The organism is Devosia sp. J20-27, from assembly GCF_055808595.1.
On record NZ_CM147875.1, the window covers coordinates 1,362,941 to 1,379,439 of the forward strand.

Annotated in this window: 10 protein-coding genes; 9 read left to right on the forward strand and 1 reads right to left on the reverse strand. The window is 65.8% G+C overall.

All coding sequences use genetic code 11. The features are described 5' to 3' along the window. Positions 1-30: 30 nt before the first annotated feature. Entirely contained in the window at positions 31-1,440 is a 1,410-nt protein-coding gene (locus tag AC0L4C_RS06710) for an amidase (protein ID WP_473402849.1), read from the reverse strand. A 238-nt stretch (positions 1,441-1,678) separates the two neighbouring features. Between AC0L4C_RS06710 and AC0L4C_RS06715 the strand changes: the two genes are divergently transcribed. From AC0L4C_RS06715 to AC0L4C_RS06755, 9 genes are all read left to right on the forward strand, one after another. After that, positions 1,679-3,736, forward strand: a complete 2,058-nt coding sequence (locus AC0L4C_RS06715) for an EAL domain-containing protein (RefSeq protein ID WP_473402850.1) — start codon at positions 1,679-1,681, stop codon at positions 3,734-3,736. A gap of 285 nt (positions 3,737-4,021) precedes the next feature. Further along, the gene (locus AC0L4C_RS06720; protein ID WP_473402851.1) at positions 4,022-5,104 is read left to right on the forward strand and encodes a LacI family DNA-binding transcriptional regulator; all 1,083 of its coding nucleotides are present in this window, start codon (positions 4,022-4,024) and stop codon (positions 5,102-5,104) included. Between the two features lie 2 nt (positions 5,105-5,106). Then, the gene (locus tag AC0L4C_RS06725) at positions 5,107-6,363 is read left to right on the forward strand and encodes a sugar ABC transporter substrate-binding protein (RefSeq protein WP_473402852.1); all 1,257 of its coding nucleotides are present in this window, start codon (positions 5,107-5,109) and stop codon (positions 6,361-6,363) included. Positions 6,364-6,473: 110 nt separating this feature from the next. Beyond that, positions 6,474-7,505 carry a carbohydrate ABC transporter permease gene (locus tag AC0L4C_RS06730; protein WP_473402853.1) on the forward strand — a complete coding sequence of 344 codons (1,032 nt, stop codon included), beginning with the start codon at positions 6,474-6,476 and terminating at the stop codon, positions 7,503-7,505. Beyond that, positions 7,502-8,383 (forward strand): carbohydrate ABC transporter permease, encoded by an 882-nt coding sequence (locus AC0L4C_RS06735; protein WP_473402854.1) that lies wholly within the window; start codon positions 7,502-7,504, stop codon positions 8,381-8,383. Before AC0L4C_RS06730 ends, AC0L4C_RS06735 begins: the two co-directional genes overlap by 4 nt. Before the next feature lie 12 nt (positions 8,384-8,395). After that, positions 8,396-9,388, forward strand: a complete 993-nt coding sequence (locus AC0L4C_RS06740; protein ID WP_473402855.1) for a hypothetical protein — start codon at positions 8,396-8,398, stop codon at positions 9,386-9,388. Between the two features lie 4 nt (positions 9,389-9,392). Next, positions 9,393-10,466 carry an ABC transporter ATP-binding protein gene (locus AC0L4C_RS06745; RefSeq protein ID WP_473402856.1) on the forward strand — a complete coding sequence of 358 codons (1,074 nt, stop codon included), beginning with the start codon at positions 9,393-9,395 and terminating at the stop codon, positions 10,464-10,466. A 244-nt stretch (positions 10,467-10,710) separates the two neighbouring features. Continuing rightward, positions 10,711-12,558 (forward strand): autotransporter assembly complex protein TamA, encoded by a 1,848-nt coding sequence (locus AC0L4C_RS06750; protein WP_473402857.1) that lies wholly within the window; start codon positions 10,711-10,713, stop codon positions 12,556-12,558. Then, positions 12,558-16,490, forward strand: a complete 3,933-nt coding sequence (locus AC0L4C_RS06755) for a translocation/assembly module TamB domain-containing protein (RefSeq protein ID WP_473402858.1) — start codon at positions 12,558-12,560, stop codon at positions 16,488-16,490. The genes AC0L4C_RS06750 and AC0L4C_RS06755 overlap by 1 nt, the downstream gene beginning before the upstream one ends. Positions 16,491-16,499 lie beyond the last annotated feature (9 nt).

Consider the following 16,499-nt stretch of genomic DNA (forward strand, 5'->3'; position numbering starts at 1 on the left):
CCGGTGGAGCCGTTGACCATGAGGGCCGGTCTAGGCCGGCGGGTGGAGGGTGTGGAAGTCGGTTGCGTCCTCGAAAGCGGTGCCGGCCTGCACCAGCAGGGGCTCCGACAAGGGGGGACCCACCAGCTGCAGGGATGCCGGCAGGCCGTCATGGGTCAGTCCGGCGGGCAGTACGATGGTGGGCAGGCCGGCATAGTTGTGGGGGACGGTGAAGCGGCTGGTCCAGGTGTCGCGGTCGGCGGGGATCGGACCGTAGAGGGTGTCCGGGCTGACCGGATAGGCGGCCCGGGCGGTGGCCGGGCAGGCCAGCAGGTCGATGTCCTGCATCAGGACCTGCATGGCGCCGTTGCAGGCGAGGCGCAGGTCGTTGGCCCGCGCATAGTCGATGGCCGAGAACGCCGTTCCGCGGTCCAGCCACTGGCGGAAGAACGGCCCGTAGTCGGCGGCCCGCTGCGGAAAGGTCGCGGCATGGGCGAGCGCCGCTTCGGCGCCGCAGATCAGCGGCCAGGCCGCGAGATAGTCGCGCAGTCGTTCCGGCATGCGGACAGGCACGATGGTGGCGCCAAGGCGCTCCAGCGTCCTGACGCCGTCGAGCACCGCCTGGGCGAAGGACGGTTCCATGTCTTCGAAGGTGTAGCGCTCGTCATGACCGATGCGCAGGCCCGCTACGCCGCGTCCGACGCCGACCAGCAGGTCGGGCACGGCGGCCGGCAGGCTGGTCGGATCGGCCGGATCGTGTCCGGCGATGGCCTGCAGCATGATTGCAGCGTCCCGCACGGAGCGCGTCAGCGGGCCGACATGGTCGAGCGAGGCAGCGAGCGTCATGATGCCGTGGCGGCTGACCCGGCCCCAGGTGGGCTTGAGCCCGACGCAGCCGCAGACTGCCGCCGGATGCCGGATCGAGCCACCCGTGTCGCTGCCCAGGGTCGCGAACGCCAGTCCGGCGGCTGTCGCCGCGCCCGAGCCGCTGGAAGAGGCGCCGGCCCAGTACCCCGGACGCCAGGGGTTCTCGGGAATCAGCAGGCCGGGATGGTACCCGCCCATGGCGCCTTCGGTCATGTTGAGCTTGCCCAGCAGCACGGCGCCGGCTTCCGCCAGCCGGCGCGTTACCGTGGCATCGGTCTCCGGCACGAAATCGTCGAACACCGCAGAGCCGCCCATGGTGCGGATGCCGCTGGTGCAGACCAGATCCTTGAGGGCGATCGGCACGCCATGCAGCGGCCCCCTGTAACGACCGGCCGCAATCTCGTCCGCTGCCCGCCGGGCCTGCTGCCGGGCGAGATCGGCGGTGACGGTGGCGTAGGTGTGCAGGCGTGGCTCGAGCGTCGCGATGCGCGCCAGCATTGCCTCGGTCAACTCGACCGGCGAGAGGGTGCCGGCTGCGATCTGCGGGGCAATGCCGGCAATGTCCCGATAGGCTGTGTCGGCGGGCAGCGACATGCAGCGTCCTCCTTCAGCAAGCCGGCCAGTCGAGGCCTGCATGTCCAAGCCATAACCGACCAGTTGCCTGACGGGAATGACGGCTTTCCGGAAGTGTCTCGGCCGGCGGCGAAATTTCCGCACCAGTAGGCACAAGCGGCGCTGAATCCAGGCCAAGCAGGTTCGGTTGGCGTCGATTACGTGCCATTAACGACCTCTGCTTATCTTTGACCGACAGGCCCCGGAAGCTATTCAACCCATGTCCAAGATCGAAAAAGACGCGAACCGACACGCCATCCGTCGTGCCCGCGTCGGCGTCTGGGACTGGAATCTGCTCGACGACACCTGCACCTACTCGGACAGCTGGTTCGAGATGCTGGGCTATGCGCCCGGCGAACTGGCGCAGGCCAGCGATCTGTGGATCCAGCTGGCGCATCCGGAGGATGTGGAGCGGGCCGTGGCCAGCGGCGATCGCCATCTGAGCGGCGAAGTCGACGAGATCGAGACCGAACTCAGGCTGCGGCACAAGAGCGGCGAATGGATCTGGGTGCTCGACCGTGGCGGCATTGTCGAGCGGGATGCCAACGGCACCCCCACCCGGATGGTCGGGGTGCAGACCGATATCACCCAGCAGAAGCGCACGGCGCTGCAGCTGCAGGAGGTGAACGAGCGGTTCCGGCTGGCCCTGGAGGCCAGCGAACTGGGCATCTGGCAGTTCGACCTGGCGACGCAGCAGAGCTATTGGGATGCGCGCACCCGGCAGATCTTCGGCCTGCCGCATGGCGACGGCGAGATCGACCGCGAGACCTGGCACCGCTTCCTGCATCCCGAGGACAAGGAGCGGATCGAGCGCAGCCACGACTCGATCGGCGGCGATACGGTGAGCATGAAATACCGCATCGTGCTCGAGGACGGCTCGGTGCGCCACGTCGAGACGTTTGCCCGGCTGGTCCAGATCGACGGCGCTTCGGGACGGCAGATCGGCACGATCCGCGACGTCACCGAAGAGGAGTTGCATCGTGACAGCCTGCACTGGGCGGCCAATCACGACGCGATGACGGGGCTGCTCAATCGCAAGGCGTTCGAGCAGAAGCTGACCGAGTGCATCGCCGACTCGGAGCATCACCCGGTGGCGCTGCTGTTCATCGACCTCGACCATTTCAAGGTCATCAACGACACCGCCGGCCACGCCGCTGGCGACACCATCCTGCGCAAGCTGGCCGATATCCTGACGAGGGTGGCGGACGGCGCCGCGCTGGGGCGTCTGGGCGGCGACGAATTTGCGCTGCTCATGGCCGGCGACGATCTGGAGGCCCGTACCAGGGCGCTCCGCATTCTCGGCCTGGTCAATGACTACAACGCCTCCAGCGGTCTGCAGTCGAGGGTCAGTGTCAGCATTGGCATTGCGGCCATCGCCGATCCGGCCATGCCGGTCACCGATGCGCTGGCGCGGGCCGATGACGCCTGCTACGCGGCCAAGGCGGCCGGCCGGAACTGCTGGTCGGCGTTCACCGAGTCGGGCCCGACCTCATCGGGGCTGACGGCAGCCCGGCTGGTTTCGGATCTGGACGTTGCCAAGCGCGACGGGCGACTGCGGCTCTTCGGACAGAAAGTGCTGACGCTGGCGCCGGGCGCCCCGGAGTGCAGCTATATCGAAGTACTGTCGCGGCTGAATTCGACCAGCGGGCGGTCTATCCCGCCAGTCGAGTTCGTGTCGGCCGCCGAGCGCTTCGGGCTGGCCTCGGCGCTCGACCGCTGGGTGTTCAGGACGGCTCTCACCCGGTTTGCCGGCACGCTCGCGCACACGCCGCTGGCCTTCAACTTCTCGGCGCAGACGGTCAGCAGTCTGCAGATCTGGGACTTTGTCGAGCAGGCCATGGCTGAAGCGGGCGTCGACCCGAACCGGATATGGTTCGAGCTGACCGAGACCTCGGCGATCACCAATCCGGGCGCCGCCGAAAGCTTCATGCGGGCGGCGCGGGCCAGTGGCTGCCGCATTGCCCTCGATGATTTCGGCGCAGGCCTGAGCTCGTTCTCCTATCTGCAGAAGTTCGACGTCGATGCCATCAAGATCGACGGCTCGCTGGTCAGCGGCATTGCCGTCAACCGGCTGAACCGCGAAATCGTCTCGTCGCTGCGGCGGATCGCCGAAACCATCGGCTGCGACCTCATTGCCGAAAAGGTCGAGGACGAGGACTCGCTCCGCGTTCTGCAGGAACTCGGCGTGCCGCGGGGGCAGGGTTACTTCCTCCACATGCCCGAAGCGCTGGACGGATTTGCAGCATCGGGCGGCATCGACCGCGCCGTCTCCGGCTAGATCCGGTCGGGCGTCGTCCATCCGCGCCGGGACGTGCGCCCGGGGCCGTTCATAAGCCGTTCATCAAGCAGGCCATATTGCGGCGAGGCTGCCTTTTGCAGTGTGGCGGCAGGTGCCATTTGTCGGCCTTTGCCTCCTCTCTTTTGCGGCGCTTCTACCCCGGCGCGACTTGGCACCGCAGACGCCACCGAAGCCCGGCCCCTTGACTCACGTCCCGCAGACAGCCTATGACATCGGTGTCATGACATCGGTGTCATAATCCGGGATGACAAGCGGGAGTGAGACATGGCCACGATTTACGACGTCGCGAAAGCGGCCAACGTATCGCCGAAAACCGTCAGCCGCGTGCTGAACGGCGACGCGCCCGTCGGCCAGAAAACCCGCGACGCCGTGCAATCCGCCATGACCGCCCTCGGCTACGTTCCCTCCAGCGCCGCGCGCATGATGCGCTCCAATCGTTCCGGCCTGATCGGCCTGATTACCGGGGCGATTTCCACCACGCCGCAGGACGGGCGGGTGTCCGGCCTGCCCGAACTGCAGATCGTGCAAGGCATCCAGAACGTCATTGCGCCCAGCGGCAAGACGCTGATGATTGCCGACACTGGTGGCGACTCCAGCCGGGTCCCGGCGCTGATCGACACCTTCATCCAGCATCGCGTCGAGGGGCTGCTCTATGTGGCGGAGTATCACCAGCGGGTGCTGTTGCCCAAGGTGCCGGCCAATACACCCATGGTGCTGGCCAACTGCTTTGACACCCACAACACCCCGGCCGTCATCCCCGATGACCGGCGCGGCCAGCGCGAGCTTGTCGCCCGGCTGATCGACGCGGGGCACCAGCGCATCGCCTATCTCACCCTGCGCGAGAACATCGTCGCCACGCCGTTGCGCAAGCAGGGCTATCGCGACGCGCTGGAGGCGGCGGGCCTGCCCTATGACGCAGCCCTGGTGCAGCCCTGCGAGATCGACGATCCGGAAGGCGAGACCCAGGTGCTCTGGGACGTCATCGACTCGATGCTGAGCTTTTCGCAACCGCCGACGGTCATCTGCTGCGGCAACGACCGGCTGGCGCTCAAGGTCTACGGCATCCTGCGCTCACGCGGCATGAAGGTGCCCGACGAAATCTCGGTCGCCGGCTATGACAACTACCGCGTCATCGCCGAGACCCTCTATCCGCCGCTGACCACGGTGGAACTGCCCTACACCGCCATCGGCGTGCGCGCGGCGCAGCGTCTGCTTGGCTTGATTTCCGGCCAGGGCCGGGACAGCGCCAACCCGGCCATCGTGGCCGGACCGGTGCACTGGCGTGGCTCTGTCACCGAGCAGCGCCGCTCCAACGTCACCCAACTCAAAGTCATCAGGGAGGATTGAGAATGAACAAGTTCGCAGCCGTCACCGGCCTGCTTCTGGGCGCAACGCTGCTCAGCGGGCCCGCCATGGCCCAGACCACGCTCAGCATGTGGTATCACGGCGCCGGCAACGACGTGGAAGCCAAGATCATCAACCAGGTCGTTGCCGACTTCAACGCCAGCCAGTCCGACTGGGTCGTGGAACTCGAGAGCTTCCCGCAGGCCGCCTATAATGACAGCGTCGTTGCAGGCGCGCTGGCCGGCAACCTGCCCGACATTCTCGATGTCGATGGCCCCGTCATGCCGAACTGGGCCTGGTCGGGCTACATGCAGCCGCTGCAGATCGATGAATCCAAGATTGCAACCTTCCTGCCTGGCACCAAGGGCATGTGGGATGGCAAGCTCTACTCCATCGGCCTGTGGGACGCAGCAGTCGCGCTGGTTACCCGCCAGTCCATTCTCGATGAACTGGGCCTGCGCACGCCGACGCTGGAGCAGCCGTGGACCCATGACGAGTTCATGGCCGCGCTCGATGCCGCCAAGGAGTCGGGCAAATATCAGGCAGCCTTCGATCCCGGCATGGCCTGGACCGGCGAGTGGTACCCCTACGCGTTCTCGCCTTTCCTCCAGAGCTTTGGCGGCGACATCATCGATCGCACCACCTACACCACCGCCGAAGGTGCGCTGAACGGCGATGCAGCCGTGGCGTTTGGCGAGTGGTGGCAGGGCCTCTTCACTGGCGGCTACGCCCAGGCGACGCAGGATCCGGCCGATCGCGACTCCGGTTTCGCTGAAGGCAAGTATGCGTTCTCGTGGAACGGCAACTGGGCGGCACTTGGCGCACTGGAAGCCTTTGACGACACCGTCTTCCTGCCGGCCCCAGATTTCGGCAACGGCCCGAAGATCGGTGCGGCGTCCTGGCAGTTCGGCGTCTCGGCCAAGTCCGAACATCCCGAGGGTGCCTCGGCCTTCATCGAGTTCGCGCTGCAGGACAAGTACCTTGCCGCCTTCTCCGATGGTATCGGCCTGATCCCCGCAACCCCGACTGCTGCGGCAATGACCGAGCACTACAAGGACGGCGGCAAGCTGGCAGTGTTTTATGAACTTTCCGCCAAGCAGGCGCTACTGCGTCCGGTGACTCCGGGCTATGTCGTTGCGGCCAAGGTGTTCGAAAAGGCCATGGCCGATATCGCCAACGGGGCCGACGTCGCCGACACGCTGGATGCGTCGGTCGACGAGATCAACGCCGACATCGCCAAGAACAGCAATTACGGCTTCTAGGTCTCCCTCGTCACCTGACGGGATCCCGGCTCCGGCCGGGGTCCCACTTCTCAGCAAGGGCGCTCAACGTGGCATCGAAATTCTCCAGATCGAATCGTGCGGGATGGCTCATGGCGGGTCCCGCGTCCCTGCTGATGGCGGGTTTCATCGTCCTGCCGTTCATCTTTGCCATTGCCCTCAGCTTCACCAACCAGCGGCTGATCTCGCCCAATCCCACCGAGTTCGTCGGCCTCTCCAACTACGAGCAATTGCTGGGCATCGGTGTCCTGACCCTCGACCCGGTGCGCGACGAGGCTGGGGCAATCGTCCGCGACGACGCCGGAGAGGCAGAGTATCCCTCTGTCCGTCGCCTGGTCCGCAACAACCCCGATTATCCGCAATTTGCCGGCATGCGTGAATGGTTCAGCGTGCCGTTCGGCGACGCGCGCAGCTTTGTGCTGGTGCGCGACGTCGTCTTCATGAAGGCCCTGGTCAACACCTTCCTCTTCGTGCTGGTCGTGGCGCCCGTACAGGGTGGTCTGGCGCTGGGGCTGGCGCTGCTGATCAACCAGCGACTGCGCGGCATCAACATCTTCCGCGCCATCTATTTCATGCCCGTCGTGGTTTCGATCGTCGTGGTCTCGCTGCTGTGGCGCTTCATCTACGACGGCAATAGCGGGCTGCTGAACAACCTGCTGGGAGCGTTGAGTTTCGGCGCATTTCCCAAGGTCGACTGGCTCGGCGAGCCGTCCACGGCGCTCGGCGCCATCATGGCCATGTCGATCTGGCAGGCCGTGGGCTTTCACATGGTGATCTGGCTCTCGGGCCTGCAGACCATCAGCCCGACGCTCTATGAGGCCGCTGCCATTGAAGGCGCCAGTCCATGGCAGACCTTCCGCTATGTGACCTGGCCCGGGCTGCGCAATACGGCCATCCTGGTGCTGATCGTGATCACCATGCAGGCCTTTGCCCTGTTCGCGCAGATCGATGTGATGACCGGTGGCGGGCCGCTGGACTCCACCCAGACCATCGTTTTCCAGGCCGTCGAACGCGGCTACGGCAAGCAGGACATTTCAGGTGGTTCCACCATCTCGGTGATCCTCTTCGTGCTGGTGCTGTCAATTTCGTTGCTGCAACGCTGGCTGACGCGGGAGAAGGCATGATGGCCAATACCGGTTCCGACAATCACCGACTGCGCCTTGTCGTCCGCTACGCCGTCCTGGTGCTGATCGCGGCGATGTTCATCTTCCCGCTGGTTTTCATGCTGATGTCCAGCCTGAAGCCTGACCAGCAGTTGCTGGTCGATACCAAGAGCCTGGCGGCCTTCCTGCCGGTCGGCGACATCTCGCTCGACAACTATGCGGCAGCTTTCCGCCGCGCGCCGGTGGGGTTGTTCGTATTCAATTCGGTGCTGGTCACCGGTGTCACCGTTCTGCTGTCGCTGCTGGTCTGCTCGGCAGCTGCCTTCGCCTTCGTCTTCATCGGCTGGCGCGGCCGCGACCTTGTGCTGACCGTCATTCTGGCGACGCTGATCGTGCCCTTCGAGACCATCGCCATTCCGCTGTTGCTGATTGCCTCCAAGCTGCCGTGGATCGGGCTGGACGGGCTGACCATTGGCTGGCTCAACTCCTACCAGGTGCAGATCGTCCCCTTCATCGCCGACGGACTGACGGTGTTTCTCTTCGTGCAGTATTTCAAGGATCTGCCGGGAGAACTGATCGAGGCCGCCCGTGTCGAGGGTGCCAGCTGGTGGCAGGTCTATCGCCGCGTGGTCATGCCTCTTGCCGGCCCGGTGCTGGCGACGGCGGCGATCCTCAAGTTCCTCGCCATGTACAACCAATACCTGTGGCCGCTCATGGTGGTACAGCAGGAAGCCTATCGGCCGGTCATGGTCGGGCTGCAATATTTCTTCCAGCTCAACCGGGCCTGGGGCGAGATCATGGCCTATCTGTCCATGATCACCGTGCCGGTGCTGGCCTTCTACCTCTTCCTGCAACGCGCATTTATCGCCTCGATCGCCTCGACCGGCGTCAAGGGCTGACGGAGACTGCTTATGACCATCGCACTCAAGGACAAATGGATCTGGGACAGCTGGTACTATCGCGATGGCGATCAGTATCACGGCTATTTCCTGCAGGCTGATCGCAGCCTCGGTGATCCCGATCTGCGCCACTTCAACGTGTCGCAGGGCCATGCCGTCTCGACCGATCTGGTGAACTGGACGCACCAGGGTACCTGCCTGGCGCCTGCAGTGGGCCCGGCCTGGGACGACATGACGACCTGGACTGGGTCCGTGACCCGCGACGATGCGGGCCTGTGGCATCTGTTCTACACCGGTTCCCGTCAGGCAGAGGCCGGCATGTACCAACGCATCGGCCATGCGACGTCGGCAGATGGACATAACTGGCAGCGGGTCGGCGACCAGCCCTGCCTCGATCTGACGGGGCCGGCGGCCCAATTCTACGAGGTCGAGCATGCGGTTGGCCACTGGCACGATCGCGCCATGCGCGACCCGTGGGTAATGCGCGACCCGGATGGTGACGGCTGGCTGATGTACTTCACGGCGCGGGTGCCCGGCGTGGAAGAGCCCAATGCGGGCGGCGCCATCGGCCTTGCCACATCGCCCGATCTGATGACTTGGATCCTGCAGAAGCCGGTGTTCTCCGGCGGCTTCGGCCAGCTGGAAGTGCCGCAGGTCTTCCGGTCCGGCGACAAGTGGTACTGCCTGTTCTGCACCTCGTCGACGCATTGGTCCGAGGCCTACAAGCAGTTCAATCCGCAGTCCCCGGTGACTGGCAACCACTATCTCATCGCCGATGATCCGCGTGGCCCCTGGCAGATCGCGCCGGGCAAGTTTCTCGACGGCGCCGAGCCCTGTCGCCGCTACGCGGCGCGCATTGTCGAGACTGACGATGGCCTGGTGATCATGGGCTTTGCGGACGGCGGCAAGGACAAGTTCGGGGGCTATGTGATGGACCCCGAGTCCGTCACCATCGATGACAGCGGGCTGCTCGCGGTGGTTCCAGCCGCCCGGGCAGCGGAGTAGCGCCATGGCACAAGTGTCCCTCAAGGCGATCAAGAAGAGCTATGGCGCAACTGAGGTCATCAAGGGCGTCGACATCGAGATTGCCGATGGCGAGTTCGTGGTGTTTGTCGGCCCCTCCGGTTGCGGCAAGTCCACGCTGCTGCGCATGATTGCCGGGCTCGAGGACATCTCCGGCGGCACGCTGACAATCGGCGACACCGTGGTCAACGACCTGCCGCCCAAGGATCGTCGTATCGCCATGGTGTTCCAGAGCTACGCGATCTTCCCGCACATGACGGTACGCGAGAATCTGGCCTTCGGCCTGACCATCGCCAAGGCGCCCAAGGCGGAAAAAGATGCCAAGGTGGCCGAAGCGGCGCGCATCCTGCAGATGGAGCCGCTGCTCGACCGTCGTCCAAGCCAGTTGTCAGGCGGCCAGCGCCAGCGGGTGGCTATCGGACGGGCAATCGTGCGCAACCCCGCGGTGTTCCTGTTCGACGAGCCGCTCAGCAATCTTGACGCAGCACTGCGCGTCGACATGCGCATGGAGTTGTCAAAGCTGCACGCCGACCTTGGCGCCACCATGGTCTATGTCACGCACGACCAGGTCGAGGCGATGACGCTGGCCGACAAGATCGTGGTGCTGAACGCCGGCGTCGTGCAGCAGGTCGGCACGCCGCTCGAGCTCTATCACCATCCGGCCAACCTCTTTGTTGCAGGCTTTATCGGTTCGCCCAAAATGAACTTCCTCAAGGCGAAAGTGGAGGCCTGCGACGAAACCTCCATAGTGGTAGGGTCGTCTGACATTGGCCGTCTGGTGCTGCCGAAGGGCAACGTTGCGGCGAGGCCCGGCGACGAGGTGACCCTCGGAGTGCGGCCCCATCACCTGACGCTGGACGGTGCCCAGGACATGACGGGGAAGGTCGCCATGGTCGAGCGGCTGGGCAACGAGACGCTGGCGGCCGTGCTCCTCGGTTCCGGCCAGCAGATCATCGTTGCTCTCAACGGCGACCTGAACGTAAAGACCGGTCAGGAGCTGCACCTGGCGATGCAGCCCGACCGCGCAAACCTGTTTCTCGCCGATGGCCTTGCGGCCTAGGAATGCCGGGCTGCACCTTGCGCTGCCAGGGCAGTCACGATAGGCGAAAGCGGGTGCGGTTTAGGCTTCTGGTCACAAACTTGCCGCATAGATGACTGTCAGTTGAACGCGTAGTCGTCGGAGCGGCGCGTCGCGCTTTGGCAATCGGGTGGGTGTCGCTGTGACGCGATATCGGGCGACGAGGATTTGTACACTGTTCCTGCGGCGGGTAAGCTCTGGACTGGCCGTCATGGCGTTTCTGGCCATGTCTGGCACGAGCGCGCTGGCGTTCGAATTTTTTGGCATCAAGTTCTTTGAAGATCAGAGCGAGAGCGACGCCGCGTCGGTCATTGCCGACCCGCAGGGCTATAGCGCCGCGCTGACGACGTCGGCGACCGGCGATGTCGAGGCCGCCATTCGCTCCGCCTCGAGCCTCCTCAAGGAGCAGGACCAGCCGGCCTCGGGCGTGGCCGGTCTGCTGGCCAGGGCGCGCGGCGACTACAAGCGGATACTCGGAGCGCTCTACAACGCCGGTTACTACGGCGGCACGATCAGCATCCTGGTCGATGGGCGCGAAGCTGCGAAGCTGCCGCCGGACACCCGGCTGCCTGATCCGGTGGCAGTGGCGCTGCGGGTGGAACCCGGGCCGCTGTTCACCTTTGGCCGGATCGGCATCGCCAACCGGGCGCCGCAGACCGACGACCCGGGTGATCAGGTCGATCTACCCGAGACGTTGGGCTTCGGCGCCGGCGAAGTGGCGCGTTCGTCAGTGATCCTGCTCACCGAGCAGCAGGCCATCGAGGCGTGGAAGCAACTGGGCTATGCGGAGGCTAGGGTGGCCGGTCGCGATGTTGTTGCCGACCATGCCAGCCAGACCGTCGATGTGACCATCCAGGTCGAACCGGGGCGCCGCGCTGTTTATGGTCCGGTCGCCGTGCAGGGTAACGAGCGGATGGATGCTGACTTCGTGGCGCAGCAGACGGGCCTGCAGCCGGGCGATGAATATGATCCCGACGATCTGCGGCGGGCAGAAAAGCGGCTGGCGCGGCTCGACGTGTTCCGGGCCATGCGGCTCGAAGCCGCCGGCGGGATCGGCAGCGATGGTGTGCTGCCGTTCAATGTCATTGTCGAGGAACAGGCGCAGCGCCGGTTCGGCGTCGGCGCCACCTATTCCAGCGTCGACGGCATCGGTGTCGAGGGCTTCCACCTCTGGCGCAACCTCTTCGGCCGGGCCGAGCGGTTGCGGCTCGATGCCAAGGTCGCCGGCATCAACTGGCCGGTCAACACCGCCGAATTCGACTATGCGTTCGGCGCCACCTTCACCAAGCCCGGCTTTCTCAATCCGGACAATGATCTGGTCGCTGCCGTTGCGGCAGAGCGCACGGTGCTGCCGGCCTATACCGAGACTTCGGCAACCGGACGCGTCGGGCTGACGCAGTACCTGACCGATCAGATCACGCTCGACGGGTCGGCCTTTTACGAGCGATCGCTGTTTGAGGATGGCTTCGGTTCGCGTGACTTCTCGCTCGCCGGCCTCAGCACGGCTGCCGTATGGGACGCGCGCGACAATGCGCAGGACGCCACCGAGGGGTTCTACCTCGCGGCGACGGCGGAGCCGTTCTACGAATTCTACTATGGCAATCCGGCCTTCCGCAGCACCATCGAGGCGCGCGGCTATCTGGGGTTGATGGATGACCGCCTGGTGCTGGCGGCGCGTGCCAAGGTCGGGGCGCTGCTCGGCCCCTCGCTGTCGGAAATCCCGCCGGACCGGTTGTTCTTTGCCGGCGGCGGCAGTTCGGTGCGCGGCTATGCCTACAAGGGCATCGGGGTCAATTCCGGCGGCACGATCACTGGTGGCCGCTATCTGCTGGAAGGCTCGCTGGAGGCGCGCTTCAAGGCGACTGACGAAATCGGCGTCGTCGGCTTCGTGGATGGTGGCTATGTCGCGGCCGATACGTTCCCGGGCATCGACCAGTTGCGCATCGGCGCCGGCGTCGGCCTGCGCTACTACACCAGCCTCGGGCCGTTGCGGCTCGATCTCGCTGTGCCGCTCAACAAGCAGGCAGGTGATCCGGACTTCGCGCTCTATGTCGGCATCGGGCAGGCGTTCTGATGGGGCGCGTCATTGCCTTGGCCCTTGCCGGGCTCGCATTCCTCGTGGCGCTGCCGCTGTTTGCGCAGGACCAGATGTCGCCCGAGGAGCAGCGCGACTGGTTTGTGCAGTTTGTCGAGGGACAGCTCTCAACACCTGACCGGCAGATCCGCATTTCCAATATCGACGGCGCGCTGTCCAGCCAGGCCTCGATCCGGGAAATCACCATTTCGGATCAGGAGGGCGTTTGGCTACGCGTCAACAACGCAGCGATTGACTGGGATCAGGGGGCGCTGTTCACCGGCCGCCTGCTGGTGCGCGATCTGCAGGCCGACAGCATCGAATATCTGCGCAATGCCATCCCAAGCGGCGAGGTGGATCTGCCGCAGCCGGAAGCGACCGCTTTCGAAGTGCCGGAGTTCCCGGTTGCCATCCAGCTCGACAAGCTGTCGGTGCCCAGGGTTACCTTCGGCGAGAGCGTCTTCGGACTTGGCTCGGAGATTGCGGTGGCCGGCAGCCTGACGCTGGAAGGCGGATCGCTGACCACGGCGATGCAGATCGACCGGCTCGACGGACCGGGCGGCCAGCTGGCCATCAATGTGGGCTACCAGAATGCCGACAAGGCCGTCGATATTGCGGTCAAGCTGACCGAGCCGCCCAATGGCATTCTGGCCAACCTGCTCAATATCGAGGGCAAGCCCGAGATCGCCCTCAGCGTCGCCGGCAAGGGACCCGTCGACAATCTGCGAGCCGGCATGGAGCTCAACGCCGGTGGCGAGACGGCGCTGGAAGGCGTTGCGACGCTGCAGCAGGTGGCGGGCGGGCTGCAGATCGATGCCGATCTCGGCGGCCCGGTCGCTTCGCTGATGGCGGAGATCTACCGGCCATTCTTCGGCGCCCGGACGGCGCTCACCGCCAGGGCGCTGGTGCGATCCGCAGGCGGCGTTACCATCGAGGCTCTGCGACTGAGCGGCGGGCAGCTGTCATTGAGCGGCAGCGCCGACACCACCAGCGACGGTTTTCTCAGCAAACTGGCACTCGAGGCGACCATTGCCGATCCGGCCGGGGCGCGCGTGCTGTTGCCGGTGCCTGGAGCCAGGACCAGCGTCGGCAATGCGCGCCTTGCCATCGACTATGGCAGCGCCGGCGGCGAGACCTGGTCGGCAGATCTGGCGGCGAGCGGGTTTGACAATGGCGATCTGGCGGCCCGCGAGATCACCATGACGGCCAGCGGCGTTGCCGCCAATCTGACCGATCCGGCGACCCGCCGCGTCACCTTCAATGCCGACGGCACGATTGCCGGTATTGTCAGCGATGATGCCGACATCCAGTCGGCGCTGGGCGACAGCGCCGGCTTCGGGCTGGCCGGGCTGTGGACGGCGGGCGAACCCATCCAGCTGGCCGAACTGCGGCTGGTCGGCAAGGCGCTGACCATGGCACTCTCCGGCACGGTGCAGGATTTCGTTTTTGACGGCCGGCTCGGTATCGAAACGGCGTCGATTGCGCCGTTCTCGGGTCTTGCCGGCCGCCGCCTGAATGGCGCCATGGCCTTGACCGCGACGGGCACGGCCAGCGCCCTGAGCGGCGGTTTCGATCTGACACTCGACGGCACGGCCAGTGATCTGCAGGTTTCCGAGCCGGCGCTCGATACCGTGCTGGCCGGCAGCGTCAAGCTCACCGGCCGAGTGGCGCGGAATGAGACCGGCCTGGTGGCCGAGAACTTCCGCATCGGCAATGACAAGGTCGAGATCCGCGCCGATGGCAGCCTTGCCACGGGGGCAGCCGACTTCAATTTCTCCGCCGATCTGGCGGACCTGGCGCTGCTGTCGCCCGAGGCGAGTGGCAGGCTGCAGGTCACCGGCTCGGCCAAGGGCAAGGGCACGGTGGCGTTCGACCTGACGGCGCGTGTTGCCCAGGGGCGCCTCGCCGGCAAGACGCTCGCCAATGCGGTCGTCGGCTTTGCCGGCAATCTCACCGAGGGCGGGGCGCTGGCCGGCGATCTGAGTGGCAACGCCATGCTCGACGGCTTCCGCGTCGCGCTAGCGGGCGGCGTCGCGGCGGACGAAACGAGCAAGCGGCTCAGCGGACTGCGGTTCGAGGCAGGACCGACGGTGTTCAGCGGCGACGTCGCGCAGGATGCAGACGGGTTGCTCAGCGGGCAGTTGCTGCTGGAGTCGCCCAACATCACTACCGCTGCTGCCCTGGCACTGATCGAGGCGACGGGCAGCGCCAATGCGGCGATCACCCTGCGGGCGGCCGACGGCCAGCAGGCGGCCGATGTCAGCGGCCGGATCGAGAACCTCAAGGCCAATGACGTCGTGGTTGGTTCTGCCGACATCAAGGCGACCTTGCAGGACCTCTTCGGCACGCCGGCCGTGGACGGCACGATCCGCGCGCAGACCGTGACGGCCGGCGGCTTTACGGTGGACCGGCTCGATGCCGATGCCTCGCAGAGTGGCGACACCACCCGCTTTACCGTCGATGCGACGCTGCAGTCGGACCGCACGCTGGCCAGTGCGGGCATCACGCCGCTGCAGGCCTCTGCGCGTGGCAGTCTCGTCGGCCGCATGGTGACGATCGACCAGATTACTGCAAGCGGGCAGGGCGGGCTGCAGATGTCCGGCAGCGGTCGCGTGCCGCTGGAGGGCGACGGGCTCGCCATCGATCTCAACGGCTCGGCACCGCTTGCGCTTGCCAACCGTTTCGTCGCCGATCGCGGTGGGCAGTTGAGCGGTACCGCGACGCTGCGGGCGCGGGTCAGCGGCAGCCTCGCCAAGCCGCAGTTTACCGGCACCGTGTCGACCGGCGGCGCCGGCTATGTCGACCCGCAACTCAATCTGCGGCTCGTCGATATCGGCGGCAGCGCGACGCTGTCGGGCGAGCGGCTGGTCATCGACACACTCGGCGCGCGGCTGTCGACGGGTGGCAGCGTGTCTGTCGGTGGTTCTGTGGGGCTGACCGGCGGCAATACGGCCGACCTCTCGATCCGCCTCGACCAGGCGCGTTATGCCGACGGCAATCTCTTCGTGGCGACGGCCTCCGGCAGCCTGTCGCTGACCGGCGAACTGGCCGGAAGCTCGCTGCTGTCGGGCAACGTCACAATCGAGAAGGCCGACATCACCGTTCCCGAAGATTTCGGCAAGGGCACAACCTATGTCGATGCCGACCATCGCAATACGCCGGCCGGCGTGGCGGCGACGCTGGCGCGGGCCAAGGTCGACGAGGCGAGCCGCAACGCGCGGGCTGCGCGACCATCCGATATCCGGCTGGACGTCAATGTATCTGCACCGAACCAGATTTTTGTGCGTGGCCGCGGGCTCGATGCCGAAGTCGGTGGATCGGTTCGGCTGACCGGATCGCTGACCGATATTCAGCCGGTGGGCGGCTTCAGTCTGACGCGTGGTCGCCTGGCGATCCTCGGGCAGCGGATCACCTTCGAGAGCGGTTCGGTGACCCTGGTCGGCGATCTCGACCCGCTGCTCGATTTCACTGCCCGCACCGAGGGCGACGGCATCACCGTCTTCGTGACGGCCAGCGGCCGCGCCTCGGATCTTTCCATCCGGTTCTCGTCGAATCCGGCGCTGCCCGAGGACGAGGTGCTGTCGCGCCTGTTGTTCAATCGCTCGATGGGCGAGCTGACACCATTGCAGCTCGCCAAGCTGGCCGGCGCGGCGGCGGAACTGGCGGGCGGCTCGAACAGCTCGCTGGTCGACTCGTTGCGCGGCAAGGCGGGTCTCGCCGATCTCGATATCGTCACCGGCGACGACGGCAACCTGGCGGTGCAGGCCGGCACCTACATCCAGGACAATGTTTATCTCGGCGTTCAGGCGGGGGCGGACGGGCAGTCGCGTGTCACCGTCAATCTCGACATCACCGAGGACATCAAGGCGAAGGCCTCGACTGGCACGGATGGCGAGACCAGCATCGGCGTCTTCTACGAGTCCGACTACTAGCCGATCGGG

Excerpts from the sequence above, each read along its gene's own strand:
- AC0L4C_RS06710 (WP_473402849.1), bottom strand. The coding sequence starts at position 1,440 with ATGTCGCTGCCCGCCGACACAGCCTATCGGGACATTGCCGGCATTGCC.
- AC0L4C_RS06730 (WP_473402853.1), top strand. The coding sequence starts at position 6,474 with ATGGCGGGTCCCGCGTCCCTGCTGATGGCGGGTTTCATCGTCCTGCCG.
- AC0L4C_RS06750 (WP_473402857.1), top strand. The coding sequence starts at position 10,711 with ATGTCTGGCACGAGCGCGCTGGCGTTCGAATTTTTTGGCATCAAGTTC.
- AC0L4C_RS06740 (WP_473402855.1), top strand. The coding sequence starts at position 8,396 with ATGACCATCGCACTCAAGGACAAATGGATCTGGGACAGCTGGTACTAT.
- AC0L4C_RS06720 (WP_473402851.1), top strand. The coding sequence starts at position 4,022 with ATGGCCACGATTTACGACGTCGCGAAAGCGGCCAACGTATCGCCGAAA.
- AC0L4C_RS06755 (WP_473402858.1), top strand. The coding sequence starts at position 12,558 with ATGGGGCGCGTCATTGCCTTGGCCCTTGCCGGGCTCGCATTCCTCGTG.
- AC0L4C_RS06735 (WP_473402854.1), top strand. The coding sequence starts at position 7,502 with ATGATGGCCAATACCGGTTCCGACAATCACCGACTGCGCCTTGTCGTC.
- AC0L4C_RS06715 (WP_473402850.1), top strand. The coding sequence starts at position 1,679 with ATGTCCAAGATCGAAAAAGACGCGAACCGACACGCCATCCGTCGTGCC.
- AC0L4C_RS06725 (WP_473402852.1), top strand. The coding sequence starts at position 5,107 with ATGAACAAGTTCGCAGCCGTCACCGGCCTGCTTCTGGGCGCAACGCTG.
- AC0L4C_RS06745 (WP_473402856.1), top strand. The coding sequence starts at position 9,393 with ATGGCACAAGTGTCCCTCAAGGCGATCAAGAAGAGCTATGGCGCAACT.